This is a genomic window from Rhodoferax sp. P1_F3, from assembly GCF_056405715.1.
In genome coordinates this window covers 200,897-219,443 of sequence record NZ_JBFUBO010000003.1, presented here as the reverse complement: position 1 = coordinate 219,443, position 18,547 = coordinate 200,897, and the positions used below count along the sequence as shown (strand labels likewise).

At 61.4% G+C, this 18,547-nt stretch carries 17 protein-coding genes and 4 tRNA genes; 12 read left to right on the top strand and 9 right to left on the bottom strand.

Annotated elements, in window-relative coordinates; genetic code table 11:
* Nucleotides 1-22 precede the first annotated feature (22 nt).
* The 5 genes from AC1DZ5_RS06945 (at nucleotide 23) to adk (ending at nucleotide 3,232) form a co-directional block, all read left to right on the top strand.
* A complete protein-coding gene (locus AC1DZ5_RS06945) occupies nucleotides 23-451 on the top strand; it encodes an ExbD/TolR family protein (RefSeq protein ID WP_477887436.1) in 429 nt (142 codons plus the stop codon).
* Between the two features lie 5 nt (nucleotides 452-456).
* Nucleotides 457-1,512, top strand: coding sequence for a tetraacyldisaccharide 4'-kinase (gene lpxK / locus AC1DZ5_RS06940; protein WP_477887434.1), 1,056 nt, complete (start codon nucleotides 457-459; stop codon nucleotides 1,510-1,512).
* Complete coding sequence (locus AC1DZ5_RS06935; protein WP_310338631.1) at nucleotides 1,493-1,675, top strand: Trm112 family protein; 183 nt, start codon at nucleotides 1,493-1,495, stop codon at nucleotides 1,673-1,675. Before lpxK ends, AC1DZ5_RS06935 begins: the two co-directional genes overlap by 20 nt.
* A 9-nt stretch (nucleotides 1,676-1,684) precedes the next feature.
* Entirely contained in the window at nucleotides 1,685-2,461 is a 777-nt protein-coding gene (gene kdsB / locus AC1DZ5_RS06930; protein WP_477887432.1) for a 3-deoxy-manno-octulosonate cytidylyltransferase, read from the top strand.
* A 114-nt stretch (nucleotides 2,462-2,575) separates the two neighbouring features.
* Complete coding sequence (gene adk, locus AC1DZ5_RS06925; protein WP_477887430.1) at nucleotides 2,576-3,232, top strand: adenylate kinase; 657 nt, start codon at nucleotides 2,576-2,578, stop codon at nucleotides 3,230-3,232.
* Nucleotides 3,233-3,275: 43 nt separating this feature from the next.
* Here the strand turns inward: adk and AC1DZ5_RS06920 are convergent, their stop codons facing one another.
* Complete coding sequence (locus tag AC1DZ5_RS06920; protein WP_477887428.1) at nucleotides 3,276-4,247, bottom strand: asparaginase; 972 nt, start codon at nucleotides 4,245-4,247, stop codon at nucleotides 3,276-3,278.
* A 114-nt stretch (nucleotides 4,248-4,361) separates the two neighbouring features.
* On the opposite strand from AC1DZ5_RS06920, the gene lexA reads away from it, so the two are divergent.
* The 3 genes from lexA to AC1DZ5_RS06905 all read left to right on the top strand — a co-directional run bounded on the left by lexA (nucleotide 4,362) and on the right by AC1DZ5_RS06905 (nucleotide 6,461).
* The gene (gene lexA / locus AC1DZ5_RS06915; RefSeq protein WP_310338623.1) at nucleotides 4,362-5,036 is read left to right on the top strand and encodes a transcriptional repressor LexA; all 675 of its coding nucleotides are present in this window, start codon (nucleotides 4,362-4,364) and stop codon (nucleotides 5,034-5,036) included.
* A 21-nt stretch (nucleotides 5,037-5,057) separates the two neighbouring features.
* Nucleotides 5,058-5,384: a hypothetical protein gene (locus AC1DZ5_RS06910; RefSeq protein WP_477887425.1), complete on the top strand. Its 327-nt coding sequence runs from the start codon at nucleotides 5,058-5,060 to the stop codon at nucleotides 5,382-5,384.
* Nucleotides 5,385-5,453: 69 nt separating this feature from the next.
* A complete protein-coding gene (locus AC1DZ5_RS06905) occupies nucleotides 5,454-6,461 on the top strand; it encodes a D-2-hydroxyacid dehydrogenase family protein (protein WP_477887423.1) in 1,008 nt (335 codons plus the stop codon).
* A gap of 29 nt (nucleotides 6,462-6,490) precedes the next feature.
* Here the strand turns inward: AC1DZ5_RS06905 and AC1DZ5_RS06900 are convergent, their stop codons facing one another.
* Nucleotides 6,491-8,398, bottom strand: coding sequence for a type IV pilus assembly protein FimV (locus AC1DZ5_RS06900; RefSeq protein WP_477887421.1), 1,908 nt, complete (start codon nucleotides 8,396-8,398; stop codon nucleotides 6,491-6,493).
* A gap of 159 nt (nucleotides 8,399-8,557) precedes the next feature.
* Between AC1DZ5_RS06900 and AC1DZ5_RS06895 the strand changes: the two genes are divergently transcribed.
* The 4 genes from AC1DZ5_RS06895 to AC1DZ5_RS06880 all read left to right on the top strand — a co-directional run bounded on the left by AC1DZ5_RS06895 (nucleotide 8,558) and on the right by AC1DZ5_RS06880 (nucleotide 13,352).
* On the top strand, nucleotides 8,558-10,078 hold the full coding sequence (locus tag AC1DZ5_RS06895; RefSeq protein ID WP_477887419.1) for a 3-hydroxyacyl-CoA dehydrogenase: 1,521 nt from the start codon (nucleotides 8,558-8,560) through the stop codon (nucleotides 10,076-10,078).
* A 105-nt stretch (nucleotides 10,079-10,183) separates the two neighbouring features.
* Nucleotides 10,184-10,903, top strand: coding sequence for a Crp/Fnr family transcriptional regulator (locus tag AC1DZ5_RS06890; RefSeq protein WP_477887417.1), 720 nt, complete (start codon nucleotides 10,184-10,186; stop codon nucleotides 10,901-10,903).
* Nucleotides 10,904-10,937: 34 nt separating this feature from the next.
* Nucleotides 10,938-12,023 carry a phosphotransferase gene (locus AC1DZ5_RS06885; RefSeq protein ID WP_477887415.1) on the top strand — a complete coding sequence of 362 codons (1,086 nt, stop codon included), beginning with the start codon at nucleotides 10,938-10,940 and terminating at the stop codon, nucleotides 12,021-12,023.
* Between the two features lie 54 nt (nucleotides 12,024-12,077).
* Complete coding sequence (locus AC1DZ5_RS06880; RefSeq protein WP_477887413.1) at nucleotides 12,078-13,352, top strand: acyl-CoA dehydrogenase family protein; 1,275 nt, start codon at nucleotides 12,078-12,080, stop codon at nucleotides 13,350-13,352.
* A 108-nt stretch (nucleotides 13,353-13,460) separates the two neighbouring features.
* On the opposite strand, the gene AC1DZ5_RS06875 is transcribed toward AC1DZ5_RS06880, so the two are convergent.
* The 7 genes from AC1DZ5_RS06875 to lon all read right to left on the bottom strand — a co-directional run bounded on the left by AC1DZ5_RS06875 (nucleotide 13,461) and on the right by lon (nucleotide 18,436).
* Nucleotides 13,461-14,699: an HD-GYP domain-containing protein gene (locus AC1DZ5_RS06875; RefSeq protein WP_477887411.1), complete on the bottom strand. Its 1,239-nt coding sequence runs from the start codon at nucleotides 14,697-14,699 to the stop codon at nucleotides 13,461-13,463.
* A 107-nt stretch (nucleotides 14,700-14,806) separates the two neighbouring features.
* The gene (locus AC1DZ5_RS06870; RefSeq protein ID WP_477887409.1) at nucleotides 14,807-15,436 is read right to left on the bottom strand and encodes a DUF6806 family protein; all 630 of its coding nucleotides are present in this window, start codon (nucleotides 15,434-15,436) and stop codon (nucleotides 14,807-14,809) included.
* Between the two features lie 14 nt (nucleotides 15,437-15,450).
* Nucleotides 15,451-15,543, bottom strand: a tRNA-Leu gene (locus AC1DZ5_RS06865).
* 71 nt (nucleotides 15,544-15,614) lie between these two features.
* Nucleotides 15,615-15,688, bottom strand: a tRNA-Cys gene (locus AC1DZ5_RS06860).
* Between the two features lie 44 nt (nucleotides 15,689-15,732).
* Nucleotides 15,733-15,808, bottom strand: a tRNA-Gly gene (locus AC1DZ5_RS06855).
* Nucleotides 15,809-15,850: 42 nt separating this feature from the next.
* A tRNA-Gly gene (locus AC1DZ5_RS06850) sits at nucleotides 15,851-15,926 on the bottom strand.
* A 68-nt stretch (nucleotides 15,927-15,994) separates the two neighbouring features.
* Nucleotides 15,995-18,436, bottom strand: coding sequence for an endopeptidase La (gene lon, locus AC1DZ5_RS06845; RefSeq protein ID WP_477887407.1), 2,442 nt, complete (start codon nucleotides 18,434-18,436; stop codon nucleotides 15,995-15,997).
* Between the last annotated feature and the right edge of the window lie 111 nt (nucleotides 18,437-18,547).

Here is an 18,547-nt window from a genome sequence, read left to right as displayed (position 1 = left end):
GCGAATTCCGTAGCCAATTACCATGAACTTTCGCCCCCGCCGCCACGAAGAGCCTGAGATCAACCTGATCCCCTTCATCGACGTACTGTTGGTGGTGCTCATCTTCTTGATGCTCTCCACCACCTACAGCAAGTTCACAGAGCTGCAGCTCAAACTGCCCGTGGCCGACGCGGACGCCCAGCGCGACTACCCCAAGGAACTCATCGTGATGGTCAGTGCCGACGGCGCCTACACCGTCAACCGCAACCCGCTGGCTGGCCGCAGCCTGGAGAGCCTGGCGATCGCCCTGACTGAGAACGCCAAGGCCGGCAAGGACACCGTGGTCATCATCAGCGCCGATGCCAGCGCCAAACACCAGGCCGTGGTCACTGTGATGGAAGCGGCACGCCGCGCGGGCCTGAACCAGATCACCTTCGCCACCCAGTCTTCCGCCCAATCGGGCGGCAAATAAGCCCCATGGGCGCAGGCCTGGAAAAAGCCCTGCTGCGGGCTTGGACCGGCCGCGGCGCCTTGGCCTGCGCCTTGTTCCCCCTCGCACTGCTGTACCGCGGTCTCGTTGCGCTGCGCTGGTGGCTGTACCGCTGGGGCATCTATCCATCGCAGCGCCTGCCCGTGCCAGTGGTCGTGGTGGGCAATGCCATTGCCGGTGGCGCCGGTAAAACCCCCACCGTTCTGGCGCTGGTTGTGCATTGGCAGGCGCAGGGCTTGCAGGTTGGCGTGGTGTCGCGTGGCTACGGCCGCAGCAGTACAGAGTGCCAAGAGGTACTGCCAGATTCCGCCCCAGAAACCGTGGGCGACGAGCCCCTGCTGCTGCGTCGCAAAACCCAAGTGCCGGTGTTCGTGGGGCGCGACCGCTACGCCGCCGCGTCGGCGTTGCTAGCCCGACACCCGGATACCCAGTTGATCGTTTGTGACGACGGTTTGCAGCACTACGCGCTGTACCGGGATGTGGAGGTCTGCGTGTTTGATGCCCGCGGCGTGGGCAATGGCTGGATGCTGCCCGCTGGCCCGCTGCGCGAGCCCTGGCCGCGCAAAGCCCTGGCGGCAGTGGGGCAAGATGGTGCACGCCTGTTGGTACTAAAGACGGGGCCATCGGCCGTGGCGGGTTGGCAAGCGCAGCGCGCACTGGCCGACCACGCACTGAACGCACAGGGCCAGGCGATTCCCCTCCACACCTTGCGAGCCCAGGGCGCTGCGCCACTGCTGGCCGTGGCGGGCATCGCCCAGCCGGAGGCCTTCTTCGCCATGCTGCGGGCCGCGGGCATGCCTATCGCTCAAACCCAGGCGCTACCAGATCACTATGATTTTGATAGCTTCTCGCGCAGTATCGACGGTGGCTACCAGCTGATTTGCACCGAAAAGGATGCGGTAAAGCTATGGCAAAGCGTGCCGGACGCCCTGGCCGTTCCGCTGCTGCAAACCCTGCCCGCCCACTTCTACACCCACTTGGACCAGTGCCTGCAGTCACTGGCGGCGCCGCTATCATCGCCCCATGGACACAAGACTTCTTGAATTGCTCGTTTGCCCCGTGACCAAGGGGCCGCTGGACTATGACCGCGAAAAGCAGGAACTGATTTCGCGCAGCGCCCGCCTGGCCTACCCGGTGCGCGATGGCATTCCCATCCTGCTGGAAAACGAAGCCCGCGTACTCAGCGACACCGAACTCGGCCTGTAAGTACCGGCCATGAGCTTTACCGTTTTGATTCCGGCCCGGCTGGCCTCTTCGCGCCTGCCCAACAAACCCTTGGCCGACTTGGGCGGCGTGCCCATGGTGGTGCGCGTGGCCCAGCGTGTGCGCGAAGGCGTGCCGCCCGGTACCCGCGTGGTGATAGCTGGCGACAGCGATTCCATTTTGCAAGCCTGCCAGGCGCATGGTGTTGATGCCGTGCTGACGCGCGAAGACCACCCCTCCGGCAGCGACCGCTTGGCCGAGGCCTGCGATCTACTGGGCCTGCCGGACGACGGCATTGTGGTCAATGTGCAGGGCGATGAGCCCTTACTCGATCCCGAATTGGTGACCGCCGTGGCAGCCCTGCTGCAGGCCACACCCCAGGCCAGCATGGGCACAGCCGCCCACGCCATCACCGAGGTGGCCGACTTCACCAACCCCAATGTGGTGAAGGTGGTGCTCGACGCGGCCAAGCTGGCCCTGTATTTCAGCCGCGCACCCATTGCCTGGTGGCGCGATGGGTTTGCCCAGGGCATCCAATCGCTGTCGCCCCTCGCACCGCTGCGCCACATTGGTATTTACTCCTACCGCGTGGGTTTTCTGCGCCAGTTTCCCCTGTTGCCGCAGGCGCCGATCGAGGTGACCGAAGCACTGGAGCAGTTGCGCGCGCTGTGGCATGGCCACCGCATTGCGGTGCATGTGAGCGACGCCGCGCCCGGCCCCGGGGTGGACACCCCAGAAGACCTGGCCCGCGTGCGCGCCATCATCCAGAGGCAGCAGGCGCCGCTGTAAGCTGACCGCGGGGAAGCCCGTGCTATTCTCCGACGCTATACGCGCGTTCAAAAAGTGCACCGAAGCGGTGCCAACCGCAACGCCAAAAAGTTTTGTTCTTATCCGAGGGTATCCATGAGACTCATTCTGTTGGGCGCGCCTGGCGCTGGTAAAGGCACGCAAGCCACATTCATTTGTCAAAAGTACGGAATTCCACAAATTTCGACCGGTGACATGCTGCGCGCAGCCGTGAAGGCTGGCACGCCACTGGGCCTGCAAGCCGATGCCGTCATGAAATCCGGCGGCCTGGTCAGCGACGATCTGATCATCAACCTGGTCAAAGAACGCATCGCCCAGCCCGATTGCGCCAAGGGCTTTTTGTTTGACGGTTTCCCCCGAACCATTCCCCAGGCCGATGCCATGAAGGCTGCCGGTGTGGCGCTGGACTACGTGGTGGAAATCGATGTGCCGTTTGACGCCATCATCGAACGCATGAGCGGCCGCCGCTCGCACCCCGCTTCGGGCCGCACCTACCACGTCAAGTTCAACCCCCCCAAGGTGGCTGGTGTGGACGATGTGACCGGTGAACCACTGGTGCAACGCCCCGACGACCAGGAAGAGACCGTCAAAAAGCGCCTGGACGTCTACAGCGCCCAGACCCGCCCGCTGGTGGAGTACTACTCCAGCTGGGCCCAGAAGGACCCCGCCACCGCTCCCCAATACCGCGCCATCAGCGGCATGGGCGATGTGGATGCGATCACCAGCCGGGTGTTTGAAGCGCTGACCAAGTAAGCGCCTCGCACCCTCTCTAAAAAAGCCGCATCCGCGGCTTTTTTTACGCCATCAACTGCAGCATTAGTGCGATGCGCGCCTTCACCGGGGGCAAACCCTGCGAATGCGGCAAGGCCGCGGTAGCCTCACCTGCCACTACCTGACCACGTGCACAGCGGCTGGCCCGCACCACCTGCACGCCCTGCTGCTGCGCCTCCAACAAGGCAGCTTCCAGGTCCACATGCAGCGTGCCATTGCCGGTACCCGCCACCACCAGACCACGCAAGGGCGGCACGGTGGCATCCGCCTTGGCCAGGCTACGCACAATGGCGCCCGACGCGCCTGCGTAGTTCATCACAATCTCTACCCGCGGCCACACCGCGCTGGTCAAGGCGTGTACGTCCACCGCACGCGGTTGGGCCACAGTGGCCGGCACACCGAACCAGCGCATGCGCCCTTCTTCCACCACGGCCACAGGCCCGGCGTCACCCGAGTCAAACGCATCCACGCGGTAGGTATGGCTCTTCTGCACCAGGCGCGCGCTGTGCACCGCACCCGCACACACCACCAGCACGCCGCGCGCCGCGCCGTCCAGCGCCACGGCCACCGCGTCCAGCACGTTCTGTGGGCCATCGGGTGTCAGAGCAGAGGCCGGACGCATGGCGCAGGTCAGCACCAGCGGCTTGGCTTGTAGCACCGCGGGTGGCAGCACCTGCTCCAGAAAAAATGCAGTTTCCTCCAGCGTGTCGGTGCCGTGGGTGATCAACACTGCCTCTACGTCATCGTCCTGCAGGTGCTGGGCGCAGCGCTGTGCCAGCGCCGCCCACACGGCGAAGCCCATGTCCTTGCTGTCCACCTGGGCCACCTGCTCGGCCACCAGGTCACGCCCCTGTAGGGCGGCTTGCAAAGGGGCAATGTCCTGCAACAGCGACTGCACACCGACCTGTCCGGCCTTGTAGCCCACGTTGTCCGATCCGCGCTCCGAGCGACCTGCAATCGTGCCACCCGTGCCCAAAACCACTACTTTTTTACCCATACATCACCGCCCCACTTGCATTTATCAAAAAACTGGTTAAAAATACAGTTACTGGATGAGAAAACAGTGTGTACAGACACACAGCCAGCACCGACCCAACATGAAGGAGTCAGTATGCTTGAAAGTCCCAAACTCACCGCCCGCCAACAGCAAATTCTGGATCTGATCCAGGGCGCCATTGCGCGCACCGGCGCCCCCCCTACCCGGGCGGAAATCGCCACCGAGCTGGGCTTCAAGTCTGCCAACGCGGCCGAAGAGCATTTGCAGGCACTGGCCCGCAAGGGTGTGATCGAACTGGTCAGTGGCACCTCCCGCGGCATCCGCCTCAAGGGCGATGTGCTGCGCTCCATGCAAGAGTCGCGGATGAAGCAATTCGCCCTGCCCCTGCCCGGCTTGGCCCAGCTGGCCTTGCCCCTGATTGGCCGTGTAGCCGCGGGCTCGCCCATCCTGGCGCAAGAGCATGTAGACCGAACCTACTACGTGGAAAACAGCCTGTTCCAGCGCCAACCCGACTACCTGCTCAAAGTACGTGGCATGTCCATGCGCGACGCCGGCATCATGGACGGCGACCTGCTGGCCGTGCAAGCCACCAAAGATGCCAAGAATGGCCAGATCGTGGTGGCCCGTCTGGGTGAAGAAGTCACGGTCAAGCGCTTTCGCCGTAACAAGCACCTGATCGAGTTGCACCCCGAAAACCCCGATTACCAAACCATCGTGGTTGAGCCCGGGGAGCCGTTCGAGATCGAAGGCCTAGCCGTCGGGCTGATTCGTAACACCATGTTGATGTAACGCAGACAGAAAGCACCCACCATGAACACCGCCATCGTGATGAAACCCGACTTTCTGGCCCCCCTGCGCCACCTCCTGGCCTGGTTGCTGCCCGCCCCCTCGCGCCAGTTACCCAGCTACGCCGCACCACGGCCAGCCGAGCGCCGCGTTGCTCCTAATTTTGTAGTGCCTCGCGCAGGTTCCACGGGGGCTAGAGGCATAAATGTGCACCAACCCAAGCCTTTGCGCGTGGTTCGCGTCATGGAAAGCGGGCAGCCCCGCTCCGATGTAGGCCGCATGGTGATCTCGGGCCGCATGGCCGATGTGTGCGCCGAACTGGACCGCCTGGCCGCCTGCGAAGCCGCCTGAATACCGCACCACGATTTCAGGCAGGGACGCTGCGCAAAACGCCCCTGCCGACGAGGCACAATGGGGCGCATGAACATTGTGATTCTGGATGACTATCAGGATGCCGTACGCAAACTCCAATGCTCGGCAAAATTAGAGGCCTACCCCGCCAAGGTATATACCAACACCGTCAAGGGCATAGGCCAGCTGTCGATCCGGCTCAAAGATGCTGATGTGATCGTGCTGATCCGGGAGCGTACCCAAATCACGCGCTCCCTGATCGAAAAGCTCCCCAAACTGAAGCTGATCGCCCAGACCGGGCGTGCCGGCTCCCATATCGACGTACAAGCCTGCACTGAGCGTGGCATTGCGGTGGCCGAAGGCGTGGGCTCGCCCATCGCTCCTGCCGAGCTGACCTGGGCCTTGGTGTTGGCCGCCATGCGCAGGCTGCCCCATTACATCGGTAATCTCAAGCACGGCGCCTGGCAGCAGTCCGGCTTGAAGGCCGGCTCCATGCCCGCCAACTTTGGCCTGGGCAATGTGCTCAAAGGCAAAACTCTGGGCATCTGGGGCTATGGCCGCATTGGCCAACTCATTGCCGGCTATGGCAAGGCCTTTGGCATGCAGGTACTGGTCTGGGGCAGCGAAGCATCGCGCGAAAAGGCCTCCCAGGACGGCTATGCCGCCGCGGCCGACCGACAGACGTTCTTCTCAGAGAGCGATGTACTCACCCTGCACCTGCGCCTGAGCGACAGCACACGAGGTTTGGTCACTGCGGCCGATTTGGCCTGCATGAAAAGCACCTCTTTGCTGGTCAACACCTCGCGGGCCGAGCTCATTGAGACCGATGCGCTGATTGGAGGCCTGAACCGTGGGCGCCCGGGCATGGCAGCGATTGACGTGTTCGAGACCGAGCCGATTTTGCAGGGCCACGCCCTGTTGCGCCTGGAAAACTGCATCTGCACCCCGCACATCGGCTATGTGGAGCAGGACAGCTACGAGATGTACTTTGGTGCAGCGTTTGACAACGTAGTCAACTTCATCAAGGGCACGCCCTCCAACATCATCAACCCCGGCGCCCTGCAAGTGCGCCGCTAAAGCGTGGCACCACGGCACCTGCGCTTGCTTCAAGGGCGCGTGTCGGGAGGCGGTGTCACCGACACATCCGGCGCCTCAAACTCGATCAGGTTGTGTGGCGCTGGCGTTTCGAGGTCGGATATCTCAAAGTCCACCTCCATGGGCGCCGCTGCCACCGGGGCCGCATCGGTTTCAGAGGCCTCTGTCACGGCGGCTTTGGCCGCGCTGAACGGCATCATGGCGCTCTCAGACACCTCCGACAAGCGCGTAAGCACCGCATGCAACAGCAGCAGTTCGCGGAAAGCCTCGAGGTCGAAATTGACTACGGCGGCGGCATTCGCCTCGCGCACCATGCATTTCTCAATGAACTCCAGCGCCGCCTTGCTGGGCCACAGCGATGCGATGTGGCCACACAGCTCGGGATAAGCGTCCAGGCCCCGGCCAGGCTGGCTGAATTGGGCGTAGACCGGCACCTGACCGGTGAACAAAGCGTTGAATTCGTCCCGGTAGCGGTCAAATGCCTCTTTGCGGCTCAGCGTGTGCAGTGCCTTCAGCAGGTCCAGGTAGACCAGCGGGTTGGACTCGGCGCTGTCGTGGATGCTGTTTTCCAGCAGGGCAATCGCGTCGTCATACTGGCCCAACGTCATGAAGAACTCGGCCTGCTGGCGCACATCCAACACCTCCTGGGTGTTGATGGAGCGCAAGCTGCCCGACATGCTGGAATGGAAATCGCGCAGGCCCGTCATCCGCGAAGGGGTTCTGTCGCTGGCCGGTAGGCGCGACATGGGGCCAGACCGGCTTATCGGGGCGACGGCGGACGGCAACATGTCGTCCAGGTGCAAATCAATGTCGACCGAGGCCAGTGCCTGCACCACAGGCGCCCGTGGCTGGGTGCGCAATTCGGGCCGCTTGTGTGGCTCTTGCTGGGTCGCAGGCAGGGCCCCGGTATTCACACTGACCGCGGCCGACTCATGGACAGAAGCGGGGTCCTCCTGCTCAGCAGCATCACCACGCCACCAGGGGGCGCCCGCATCGGCATTGCGCCAACGGTGCCAGCCCCACAGCAGCAGCCCTGCCAATGCCAGCAGCGCCACGACCAGGCCATAGACCAGGGGATTGGCGTATTTTTGTGCGTCGGCTTTTTCCAGCCGTGCCAGCAGCGTTTGCATCTGGCGCTGGTTTTGCGCCGTCAGGTCGCTGAGCTTTTGCACGTTCTGTTCCAGCCCATGCAGCCGGGCAGCGTCGTGCATCACCTCTTCAGGTGTCAGGTTCAGCGATCGCCACAGTGCAGCGGCGGCCATGCGCTTGTCGGCATCTTCGGTGGGTGCGCTGATCAGGTCTGGGGATGATTTGAGGTTCGGGTCCCAGTCTTGCGACAGGTCCAGCGGGGCCAGCTTCAGGCGGGCGCGGGCGCTGCCGGACAACTTGGGGGCCGGCACCGCAACAGAAGCGGCGGGTTTGCCAACTTTGGCGGACTCGGTGGTCACGTGGGGCGCAGGGGTCGCCTTGCCAGATTTGGAACCACCACCCGCATTTGCGGGTTTGGCTTCGGGCACAACGGCCGCTACGGGCGGCACAGCAGCAGGCACACTGGGCCGTACCGGCGTGGCCATAGCTACAGGGGGCGCCAGCTCCGACACCAGGTCGGCCAGCAACACGTATTTTCGGGAGGCTTTTACGCCACAGACGGACCGCACATACAACGTCACCACGGGTTCATCCACGGGCAGGCGTGAGGCAATGCGCACCACCACCGGCTGCCCGCTGCCGGGCGTGTCAGCCGTCACCGTCACGCGGCTGGATTCTTGCCGGTTTTCACCGTAGTAGACATCGGCCTCAAAGCACAAACCAGCACTGTCCTCATCCGCCGCAAACTGCACGGGCACCGTGAGTTCCAGCGGCTGGCCGAGGATGGCAGCCCCGCGCGCACGGCCCAGCGTCAAGGCGCTGCTACCCATTGCGGCGCATAGCAGCACCACCCCCGCAACGCTTGTTTTTACTTTAAAGACCGGCTTCATTGATAAGAACAATTCTCGCATATCCCATTGGAGGCTAAAGCTATCGTTTGGGCGACAACAGGGGCTGTTTCCTCGCGCTCGCAGCCAGATAATTGGCCCATGAACCCACATTTTCTTCATATCGGCATCGTTGGCGTAGGCGCCATGGGGCGCGGCATCGCGCAAATTGCGGCGCAGGCTGGCAGCAGCGTGCTGCTGTTTGACCTGAACCCCGAAGCCGCCCACGTAGCCAGGCAGCAATTGCACACGCAATGGCAAAGCCTGGCCACCAAGCAGCGTATCCAGCCCGAGGACGTCGACACCTTCACCGCGCGCATTCAAGTAGCCACCCAGCTGCAAGACTTGGCGCACTGCCAGTTGGTGGTGGAGGCTGTGGTCGAGCGCCTGGATGTGAAAACCGAGCTGCTGCATGCACTGGAAGGCTGTACTGCCCCATCCACCGTGCTAGCCAGCAATACCTCATCCCTGTCCATCACCGCACTGGCGGCGGGTCTGCAGCGGCCGGCGCAACTGGCCGGCTTTCACTTCTTCAACCCGGTTCCACTGATGAAATTGGTGGAGGTCATTCCGGGCATCAGGACGGCACCGTTAGTGGTGCAGTCGTTGCAGCAATACGCCAAAGACCTGGGCCACACGCCCGTGCTGGCGCAAGATACGCCCGGCTTCATCGTCAACCACGCGGGGCGGGGCTACGGCACCGAAGCACTGCGCATTGCCTCCGAAGGCGTGGCGGACTTTGCCACCATAGACCGCATCTTGCGCGACCAGCTGGGCTTCAAACTCGGCCCCTTTGAGCTCATGGACCTGACCGGGCTGGACGTGTCGCACCCGGTGATGGAATCGATCTACCACCAGTACTACGAGGAGCCGCGCTACCGCCCCAGCGTGATCACCGCGCAGCGCCTGGCCGGTGGACTGACTGGCCGCAAGGTGGGGGAAGGATTTTACCCCTACGCCGATGGCAAGGCCGTACAGCCCGTAGAACCACCCGTGCCCGTGGTGGTCGAGATGCCCCCTGTGTGGCTGTCGCCCCGCGCATCACGGCGCATGGAACTGCTGATGCTGTTGAAGAACCTGGGTGCAAAGATCGAGACTGGGCAATCGCCCTCACCTATCGCGCTGACGCTGGTCGCCCCCCTGGGCTTCGACATCACCACCGTGGCCGTGGTGGAGCGGCTGGACCCGGCCCGCACCGTGGGCATCGACATGCTGCTGGATGACGCGACCACCAAACGCCGCGTGCTCGCCACCAACCCTGCTACGCGCACCGACATGCGCGACGCGGCCCACGCGCTATTTGCACGCGATGGCAAGGCCGTGAGCGTGGTGCGCGACAGCGGCGGCTTTGTCACCCAGCGTGTCGTGGCCAACATCGTCAACATCGCCACCGACATGTGCCAGCAAGGCATTTGCAGCCCGAAAGATCTGGAGACTGCGGTCACGCTGGGGCTGGGCTACCCCATGGGCCCGTTGGCACTGGGTAATCTGTGCGGCCCCACCAATGTGCTGGAAGTGCTGTTCAACATGCAGACCGTGTACGGCGACACGCGCTACCGCCCCAGCCCGTGGCTGCGCCGCCGCGGCGCCATTGGCCTGAGCCTGCTGCACGAAGAAGAGTAGATCCCGCACCAGACGCACTGGTGACAACCCCCGGGTCCTGGCGCGGTCCCGGGGGTGACAATGTGAGCGCTATTTCCCTTCCGCAAGTCACACAAAAGACAGGCCATGGACGAACCCATTCTTACCATTGATGAACGCACTGCGATCAACGCAGGACGCTGGTTTTCATCCCTATCACCTTCCCTCAAACACGACATTCTTCGATGCGCCTACGTCAAACGTTACAAAGACGGCGAGCTGATTGCAGCGCGCGGCGAACCGCCCGAGGAATGGATTGCCTGCGCCAAAGGAGCAGTGCGTGTGAGCTCCACCTCCATCTCGGGCAAGCAGATCACGCTGACCTATGTGGAGCCGGGCATCTGGTTTGGCGACGTGGCCATCTTCGACGGAGACCGTCGCACCCACGATGCCTATGCACACGGGGACACCACCATCCTCTGCGTGGCCAAGGCCGACTTCCGCAAAATTCTGGCCAACCATGTGGAGCTGTACGAAGCCATGCTGCGCCTGCATGCGCGGCGCATTCGTCAGCTCTACGGCTTGGTGGAAGACCTCAACACCCTGCCCCTGCGTGCGCGACTGGCCAAGCAGTTGTTGCACCTGGTGCGCAGCTACGGCGTGCCCTCGCTCAGCGATGGCAGCGAGGTGCGCATTGGCCTGCAACTGGCGCAAGAAGAACTGGCACAGCTACTGGGTGCGTCGCGCCAGCGTGTCAACCAGGAACTCAAAGCCATGGAGCGCGAGGATGTGATCCGCATCGAGCCGGGTGGTTTGGTGATACGCGACCGCGCAGCGCTGATGCACATCATTGACGCCGATGTCTGATTATTTTTTTGCCCCTTTCACTCCCCACCACTGCATGAGCGACTTCGACCATTTTGTAGGCACCCGTTCCGTCTCGGGCCAGCACGCGTTTGACCTCGCCGCGCTGGACGCCTGGCTGCAAGGCCACCTGCCCGGCTATGCCGGCCCGCTACAGGTGGAGATGTTCAAGGGCGGTCAGTCCAACCCCACCTACAAACTCAACACGCCCGGCAAAAGCTATGTGATGCGCGCCAAGCCCGGCCCCGTGGCCAAGCTGCTGCCCTCCGCCCATGCGGTGGAGCGCGAGTTTGCAGTCATGCAGGGCCTGCACGGCACTGACGTGCCGGTGCCCCAAATGCACTGCCTGTGCGAAGACGAATCCATCATCGGACGCGCCTTTTATGTCATGGAATTCATGCAGGGCCGTGTGCTGTGGGACCAGTCCCTGCCGGGCATGAGTACCCAAGAGCGCGGCGCCATCTACAACGAGATGAACCGCGTAATCTCGGCCCTGCACACCGTGAAGTTTGCCGAGCGCGGCTTGGCTGGCTACGGCAAGCCCGGCAACTATTTTGAGCGTCAGATTGGACGCTGGAGCAAACAGTACGTCGCCTCCATCACCCAACCCATCCCCGAGATGGACCAGCTGATGGAGTGGCTGCCCAAGAACATCCCGGCGATGGCGCGCGACGACAGCATGGTCAGCATCGTGCACGGCGACTACCGGCTGGACAACCTGATGTTTGACAGCAGCGAGGCCAAGGTGCGCGCCGTACTGGATTGGGAACTGTCCACGCTGGGCCACCCGCTGGCGGACTTCAGCTACCACTGCATGGCCTGGCACATTCCGCCGGGCGCCTTCCGCGGCATTGGCGGGCTGGACTTTGCAGCACTGGGCATTCCCTTTGAGGACGACTACATCCGCATGTACTGCGACCGCACCGGCCTGGCCGAACCCGCACAGCTCAAGACGGACTGGAACTTCTACATGGCCTACAACATGTTCCGCATCGCGGCCATCTTGCAGGGCATCGCCAAACGCGTGGAAGCCGGTACCGCCTCCAGCGCCCAGGCGGTCAACTCGGCAGCAGGTGCACGCCCCCTGGCCCAGATGGCCTGGAAGTTTGCCCGCCAGGCCTGATTCCATTTACGCCCCCCAACACGCTTTACTGCCCGCAATCCCACCGGAGACCCCATGGATTTTGACTACTCCCCCAAGACCAAAGACTTGCAAGCCCGTCTGCTCAAGTTCATGGACGAGCACATCTACCCCAATGAGGCGGCCTACCACGAAGAGATCACCGCCAACACCGCGGCCGGCAAGCGCTGGACTCCGCTGCAAACGATTGAAAACCTCAAGCCCAAGGCCCAGGCCGCGGGTCTGTGGAATCTGTTTTTGCCGGTGGACAGTGCCGAAGCTTCCGGCTACCACGGCGCCGGTCTGACCAACCAGGAATACGCGCCGCTGGCGGAAATCATGGGCCGCGTGATGTGGTCCAGCGAAGTGTTCAACTGCTCGGCCCCTGATACCGGCAACATGGAAACCATTGCCCGCTACGGCTCGGCCGAGAACAAAGCCCGCTGGCTCAAGCCGCTGCTCGAAGGCAAGATCCGCTCGGCCTTCGCGATGACCGAACCCGATGTGGCCTCCAGCGACGCCACCAACATCGCCACCCGCATCGAACGCCAAGGCGACGAATACGTGATCAATGGCCGCAAGTGGTGGATTTCCGGCGCGGGCGACCCCCGTTGCGCTGTCTACATCACTATGGGCAAGACCGACCCAGAAGCCCCCCGCCACTCGCAACAAAGCATGGTGCTGGTGCCGGCGGACACCAAGGGCATCACCGTAGTGCGCCCGCTCACCGTGTTTGGCTACGACGACGCGCCGCATGGCCACATGGAAATGCTGTTCGAGAACGTACGCGTGCCCGTAGACAACATCCTGTTGGGTGAAGGCCGTGGTTTTGAAATTGCGCAAGGCCGCCTTGGCCCCGGTCGCATCCACCACTGCATGCGCCTGATTGGATTGGCCGAGCGTGCGCTGGAACTGATGTGCAAGCGTGCATCCAGCCGTGTGGCGTTCGGCAAACCGATTGCCGCCCAAACCGTCACACAAGAGCGCATCGCCGAAGCCCGCTGCAAGATCGACATGGCCCGTCTGCTTACGCTCAAAGCCGCATGGATGATGGATATTGCTGGCAACAAGTTCGCCAAAAACGAGATCGCCATGATCAAGGTCGTAGCCCCCAGCATGGCCTGCCAGGTCATCGACTGGGCCATGCAGGTGCATGGCGGCGGCGGTATGTCGGATGACTTCCCGCTGGCCTACAGCTACACCAGCGCACGCACGCTGCGCTTTGCTGACGGCCCGGACGAAGTGCACCGCAACGCAATCGCCAAACTGGAGTTGGGCAAATACGCGCTCAATCCCAAGGAAGTCGAGATGCCGATTACCCGCGGCTGCTAAAAGCAAAAAGAGTAAGTGCCAAAAACACTTGCTATTTTTTTGATAGCTGCTCGCGCAATATCTGCGGGGGCTAGAGGCCTATTTCTCCTGTAAGCGCAGGTTGCGAAGCTACCAGGGCGCCTGCGGCAAACCAGACCACAGCTCGTTCAAATCTGCAAATCGCCACTTGACCGGGTCTTCGCGGCTGGCAATTTTTTCGGTGCCACCGGGGCGGGACAGATCGACCACCTCCGGCACGATGCGCATATTCGACTTGGTCGAGAAAAACACTTTCACACACGGCGTGGTGAGCGACTTGGTGGTCTGCTCCACCACCACACCCAAGCGCCCCGAGCTCAGCTGCACCAGCGAGCCGATGGGATAAATACCCAGGCTCTTCACAAAGGCCTGAAACACCTTGCCATCGAAGTGGCCGTTGGACCATTCAGCCATCTTGCGCAAGGATTCAGCCGGGTCCCACCCGGTTTTGTAAGGTCGGTTCGAGGTGATGGCGTCGTACACATCACACACTGCCCCCATCTTGGCGAACAGGCTGATCTCGTCACCTTTCAGCCCATTGGGGTAGCCGGAGCCATCGGTTTTTTCGTGGTGGTGCAAGCACACCTCCAGCACCATGGGGTCCACATCCTTACCGCCCTGCAGCAGACGGTAGCCCTCTTCGGGGTGGGTCTTGATGATAGAAAACTCGGCATCGGTCAGCTTGCCTGGCTTATTGAGTACATCCATGGGCATGGTCGCCTTGCCCAAGTCATGCATCAGACCCGCCAGGCCTGCAGAACGGGTTTGCGCTTCGTCCAAGCCCAGTTGCTTGGCCAGTGCCACCATCATGGCACACACCGCCACCGAGTGCATGTAGGTGTAATCGTCCGCGGTCTTGAGTCGGGCCAGGCTAATCAGGGCGCCGGGGTTACGGGTCACCGAATCGGTAATCTCCTCCACCATTTGCATAGCGCCGCCGGCGTCCACGGTCCTGCCCATCCGGGCTTCCTGGAACATGGAAATCACTGCTTGTTTGGATTGGTGGCAGATTTTTGCTGCCCGCTGAATCTCGACATCCACCGAGACAGGCGCGACCTCGCGCTGGGATGACACCGCTTGGCGCAGCTCGGCCTCCACCTGCTCTTCCGATTCAGCTTCGGTCATCGCGGATTGCCCAGCCGGAACATCCAGGCCCCTGCTGCTGTCAATCCAGACTTCCTTGATGCTGCTGGCCAGAATGGTCTTGATGTCTTTCGGATCGGTGATCACGAAGCCGGTACGCCAGAAGGGGTGCTCCATCCAGGAGCCACAGAACTCCTTGAGGTGCATGCCAACGGTGAGCTGTTCTACGCCAATTTTTTTAAGCATGGAGGTCCGCGGATTCACCAACGATCGTGAGGGCGTCATTCAGGCGCTTCGTTGCGCTGGAACCAGTATAGAGGCCCGATGCGCCCGAGCACAGCATGGTTTGCCCTCTAGTGCAGATGCCGCGGTTTCCGGCCACCACCATGGCCGCCCCCTAAACCGCCACCGGAGCCACGTGGAGGTTTGCCAATTTCCAGCGAGTTCACCAGATCGTCAAAACGCTGGGCGAACAGCTTGTCCACTTCGGCCACCACACCGCCCAACTCCGCACCGTCGAAATGGCGCTCCATCATGTTGACGACATCCTGCACCAATAGGTCGCGCTGCACCTGCATGATGGCGGCGGGGTTGGGCCCCACAAACAGCACGACAAAGTCATCACGGGACTGCGAGCCGGTGGGGCCTTCTTCCTCATCAAACTCGGTGTCGTAGAAAGTGATCTCTATCGACGCACCCGCATTGGCCAGTTCGTTGAGGTTCATGCAAACCTCGTCTAGCGTCTGGCGGAAGTCTTCGTCACCCGCCACAGTCCAGCACATCTGCAGCACGTGGTCGTGCGCGTCGAGCTGGATGCCGGGTTCGTCTTCGTAGCTGCTCTTGGCCCCATCGGCCAAGGACTTGGCACCCGCATATTTCCACAAGGGCTTCAACGCGTCCTGCAGATTCGCAAATGTCACATCATCTCGCAGCGGCACTTGGCCGTGCACGTGAATTTCGAAGGGGGCGTTGTAGTTTGGCATAGGAGTAGATTGATTGGTGCCCGAGACCGGAATCGAACCGGTACGCCCGTTATTCACGAAGCGGCGGATTTTAAATCCGATGTGTCTACCTATTTCACCACTCGGGCACGTGCGCCTATTGTCAAACAAAAAGGCCCCGTCAACCGAGGTCGACGAGGCGTTTTAAGCCAGATAAATCTGGAGGCGCGGTCCGGAGTCGAACCGGACTAACCGGATTTGCAATCCGGGGCATAACCGCTTTGCTACCGCGCCACTTTGAATAAAAAAATGGAAGTCAAGACTTCCATTTTTTGAATTGGAGCGGGAAAAGAGGTTCGAACTCTCGACCTATACCTTGGCAAGGTATCGCTCTACCAACTGAGCTATTCCCGCATGAACTGACACTGTACTAGAAACGATGCTCCAGTACGAAATTGGAGCGGGAAAAGAGGTTCGAACTCTCGACCTATACCTTGGCAAGGTATCGCTCTACCAACTGAGCTATTCCCGCGTTTCAAGCCTCAAATTATAGCCTACTTTTTGAGTCCAAGTCCACTCGAACTCAAAAAGTGTCAGCACTTAGTGTTTGACCGAATCATCCAATTGCACGGCAGGCGCAATGGCCGCCACTGCGGTCGCAGGCAGAGCTTCTTCATCCGTCAGCGGAATGGGATGGCTCTCCAACGCCAACTCCAGCACTTGGTCGATCCAACGCACAGGAACGATCTCGAGACCGTTCTTCACGTTCTCAGGAATGTCCTGCAGGTCCTTGGCATTTTGTTCGGGGATCAACACCGTTTTGATACCGCCGCGCAGCGCCGCCAACAGCTTCTCTTTCAGCCCGCCAATTTCCGTGATCTCGCCACGCAGAGTAATTTCACCGGTCATGGCCACGTCACCACGTACAGGAATACCTGTGAGTGCTGACACAAAGGCAGTGGCCATAGCCGCACCTGCACTCGGACCATCTTTGGGCGTTGCGCCATCGGGCACGTGGATGTGGATGTCTTTCTTCTCAAAGACCTCGTCCTTGATGCCCAGTCGGCGTGAGCGGCTGCGCACCACGGTGCGCGCGGCTTCCACAGACTCTTTCATCACATCGCCCAGCGAACCGGTGCGGGTGATGATGCCTTTGCCGGGGGTCAGCGCCGCTTCGATGGTCAGCAAGTCGCCGCCCACCTCGGTCCACGCCAAACCAACGACTTGGCCGACCTGGTTTTGCTCTTCTGCACGACCATAGGTGTACTTGCGCACGCCTAGGAAGTCGTTCAGATTGTCAACGGTCACTTGCACCTGGCCTTCCATCTTCTTCAGCAGTAGACCCTTGACCACCTTGCGGCAAATCTTGGACAGCTCGCGTTCCAGCGAACGCACGCCAGCTTCGCGGGTGTAGTAGCGCACGATGTCGCGCACTGCACCTTCAGAGATGGACAACTCTGTGGCCTTCACGCCGTTGTTCTTCATCTGCTTGGGTAGCAGGTAGGTGATGGCGATGTTGGTCTTTTCGTCCTCGGTGTAACCCGACAGGCGAATCACCTCCATGCGGTCCAGCAGGGCCGGTGGAATGTTCATCGAATTGCTGGTAGCCACGAACATCACGTCGCTCAGGTCGTAGTCGACTTCGACGTAATGGTCGCCAAACTTGTGGTTCTGTTCCGGGTCCAGTACCTCCAGCAGTGCGCTACTCGGGTCGCCACGGAAGTCCGTGCCCAGCTTGTCGATTTCGTCCAGCAGGAACAGCGGGTTGCGGGTGCCGACCTTGGACAGGCTTTGCAGCACCTTGCCGGGCATGGCGCCAATGTAGGTACGGCGGTGACCACGGATTTCAGCCTCGTCACGCATGCCGCCCAGGGCCATGCGCACGTACTTGCGCCCAGTGGCTTTGGCGATGGACTGACCCAGTGAGGTCTTACCCACCCCGGGAGGGCCCACCAGACACAGGATGGGGGCCTTGACCTTGTCCACGCGCTGCTGCACTGCAAGATATTCCAGGATGCGGTCTTTAACCTTGTCCAGGCCGTAGTGGTCTTCGTTCAGTACATTCTCGGCATTCACCAAGTTGTGTTTGATCTTGGTCTTGGTGGTCCACGGCAAACCGGTCAGCACTTCAATGTAGTTGCGCACCACAGTCGCTTCAGCCGACATGGGCGACATCAGCTTGAGTTTCTTGAGCTCGGCCTCGGCCTTCTTCAATGCCTCCTTGGGCATCTTGGCGGCTTTGATCTTTTTCTCGATCTCTTCAATGTCTGCGCCGTCTTCGCCTTCACCCAGTTCTTTCTGGATGGCTTTGACCTGCTCGTTCAGATAGAAGTCGCGCTGGTTCTTTTCCATCTGGCGCTTCACGCGGCCACGGATCTTCTTGTCCACATTCAGGATGTCGACTTCGCGCTCGATCTGCTCAAACAGGTTTTCGAGACGGTCCTTGACTTCCGGCAGGCTCAGCACCGCTTGCTTGCTGTCCAGCTTCAGGGGCAGGTGCGCGGCGATGGTGTCGGCCAGACGGCCTGCATCGTCGATGCTGGAAATCGAGGTCAGAATTTCAGGGGGAATCTTCTTGTTCAGTTTGACGTACTGGTCAAACTGCTGCATGACTGCACGGCGCAGGGCTTCCACTTCGCTGGCCACCTTGCGCGCCTTGTCGCTGGTGTCATCGGGGATTTCAATGGGCGTGACGTTCGCTGTGAAATGCTGTTCGCCTTCCACGATTTCGTTGACGCGCGCGCGCTGATGGCCTTCCACCAGCACCTTGACGGTGCCATCGGGCAGCTTGAGCATTTGCAGGATGGTGGACACGCAGCCCACATCGAACATGTCCGACACCACCGGGTCGTCTTTGGCGGCGGCCTTCTGGGCCACGAGCATGATGCGGCGCTCGGCCTCCATGGCGGCTTCCAGGGCCTTGATGCTCTTGGGGCGGCCCACGAACAGTGGAATCACCATGTGGGGGAAAACAACCACGTCGCGCAAGGGCAACAGTGGCAAATCAAGGGGGGTAGCAGGCAGGGGTGTGTGGCCAGACATGGGGAACCTTTTTGTTACCTGTTGAATATGGACCGGGATGCCTGAATTTCAAGCTCACTGCCATTATCGGCAGCAGATGGTGACAGTAGTTCCGGTGAACCTGCCCAAAAA

Excerpts from the sequence above, each read along its gene's own strand:
- lon (WP_477887407.1), bottom strand. The coding sequence starts at position 18,436 with ATGTCTGGCCACACACCCCTGCCTGCTACCCCCCTTGATTTGCCACTG.
- adk (WP_477887430.1), top strand. The coding sequence starts at position 2,576 with ATGAGACTCATTCTGTTGGGCGCGCCTGGCGCTGGTAAAGGCACGCAA.
- AC1DZ5_RS06935 (WP_310338631.1), top strand. The coding sequence starts at position 1,493 with ATGGACACAAGACTTCTTGAATTGCTCGTTTGCCCCGTGACCAAGGGG.
- AC1DZ5_RS06885 (WP_477887415.1), top strand. The coding sequence starts at position 10,938 with ATGAGCGACTTCGACCATTTTGTAGGCACCCGTTCCGTCTCGGGCCAG.
- AC1DZ5_RS06945 (WP_477887436.1), top strand. The coding sequence starts at position 23 with ATGAACTTTCGCCCCCGCCGCCACGAAGAGCCTGAGATCAACCTGATC.
- lpxK (WP_477887434.1), top strand. The coding sequence starts at position 457 with ATGGGCGCAGGCCTGGAAAAAGCCCTGCTGCGGGCTTGGACCGGCCGC.
- AC1DZ5_RS06900 (WP_477887421.1), bottom strand. The coding sequence starts at position 8,398 with ATGGGTAGCAGCGCCTTGACGCTGGGCCGTGCGCGCGGGGCTGCCATC.
- AC1DZ5_RS06895 (WP_477887419.1), top strand. The coding sequence starts at position 8,558 with ATGAACCCACATTTTCTTCATATCGGCATCGTTGGCGTAGGCGCCATG.
- AC1DZ5_RS06880 (WP_477887413.1), top strand. The coding sequence starts at position 12,078 with ATGGATTTTGACTACTCCCCCAAGACCAAAGACTTGCAAGCCCGTCTG.
- AC1DZ5_RS06905 (WP_477887423.1), top strand. The coding sequence starts at position 5,454 with ATGAACATTGTGATTCTGGATGACTATCAGGATGCCGTACGCAAACTC.
- AC1DZ5_RS06910 (WP_477887425.1), top strand. The coding sequence starts at position 5,058 with ATGAACACCGCCATCGTGATGAAACCCGACTTTCTGGCCCCCCTGCGC.
- AC1DZ5_RS06875 (WP_477887411.1), bottom strand. The coding sequence starts at position 14,699 with ATGCTTAAAAAAATTGGCGTAGAACAGCTCACCGTTGGCATGCACCTC.
- kdsB (WP_477887432.1), top strand. The coding sequence starts at position 1,685 with ATGAGCTTTACCGTTTTGATTCCGGCCCGGCTGGCCTCTTCGCGCCTG.
- lexA (WP_310338623.1), top strand. The coding sequence starts at position 4,362 with ATGCTTGAAAGTCCCAAACTCACCGCCCGCCAACAGCAAATTCTGGAT.
- AC1DZ5_RS06920 (WP_477887428.1), bottom strand. The coding sequence starts at position 4,247 with ATGGGTAAAAAAGTAGTGGTTTTGGGCACGGGTGGCACGATTGCAGGT.
- AC1DZ5_RS06890 (WP_477887417.1), top strand. The coding sequence starts at position 10,184 with ATGGACGAACCCATTCTTACCATTGATGAACGCACTGCGATCAACGCA.
- AC1DZ5_RS06870 (WP_477887409.1), bottom strand. The coding sequence starts at position 15,436 with ATGCCAAACTACAACGCCCCCTTCGAAATTCACGTGCACGGCCAAGTG.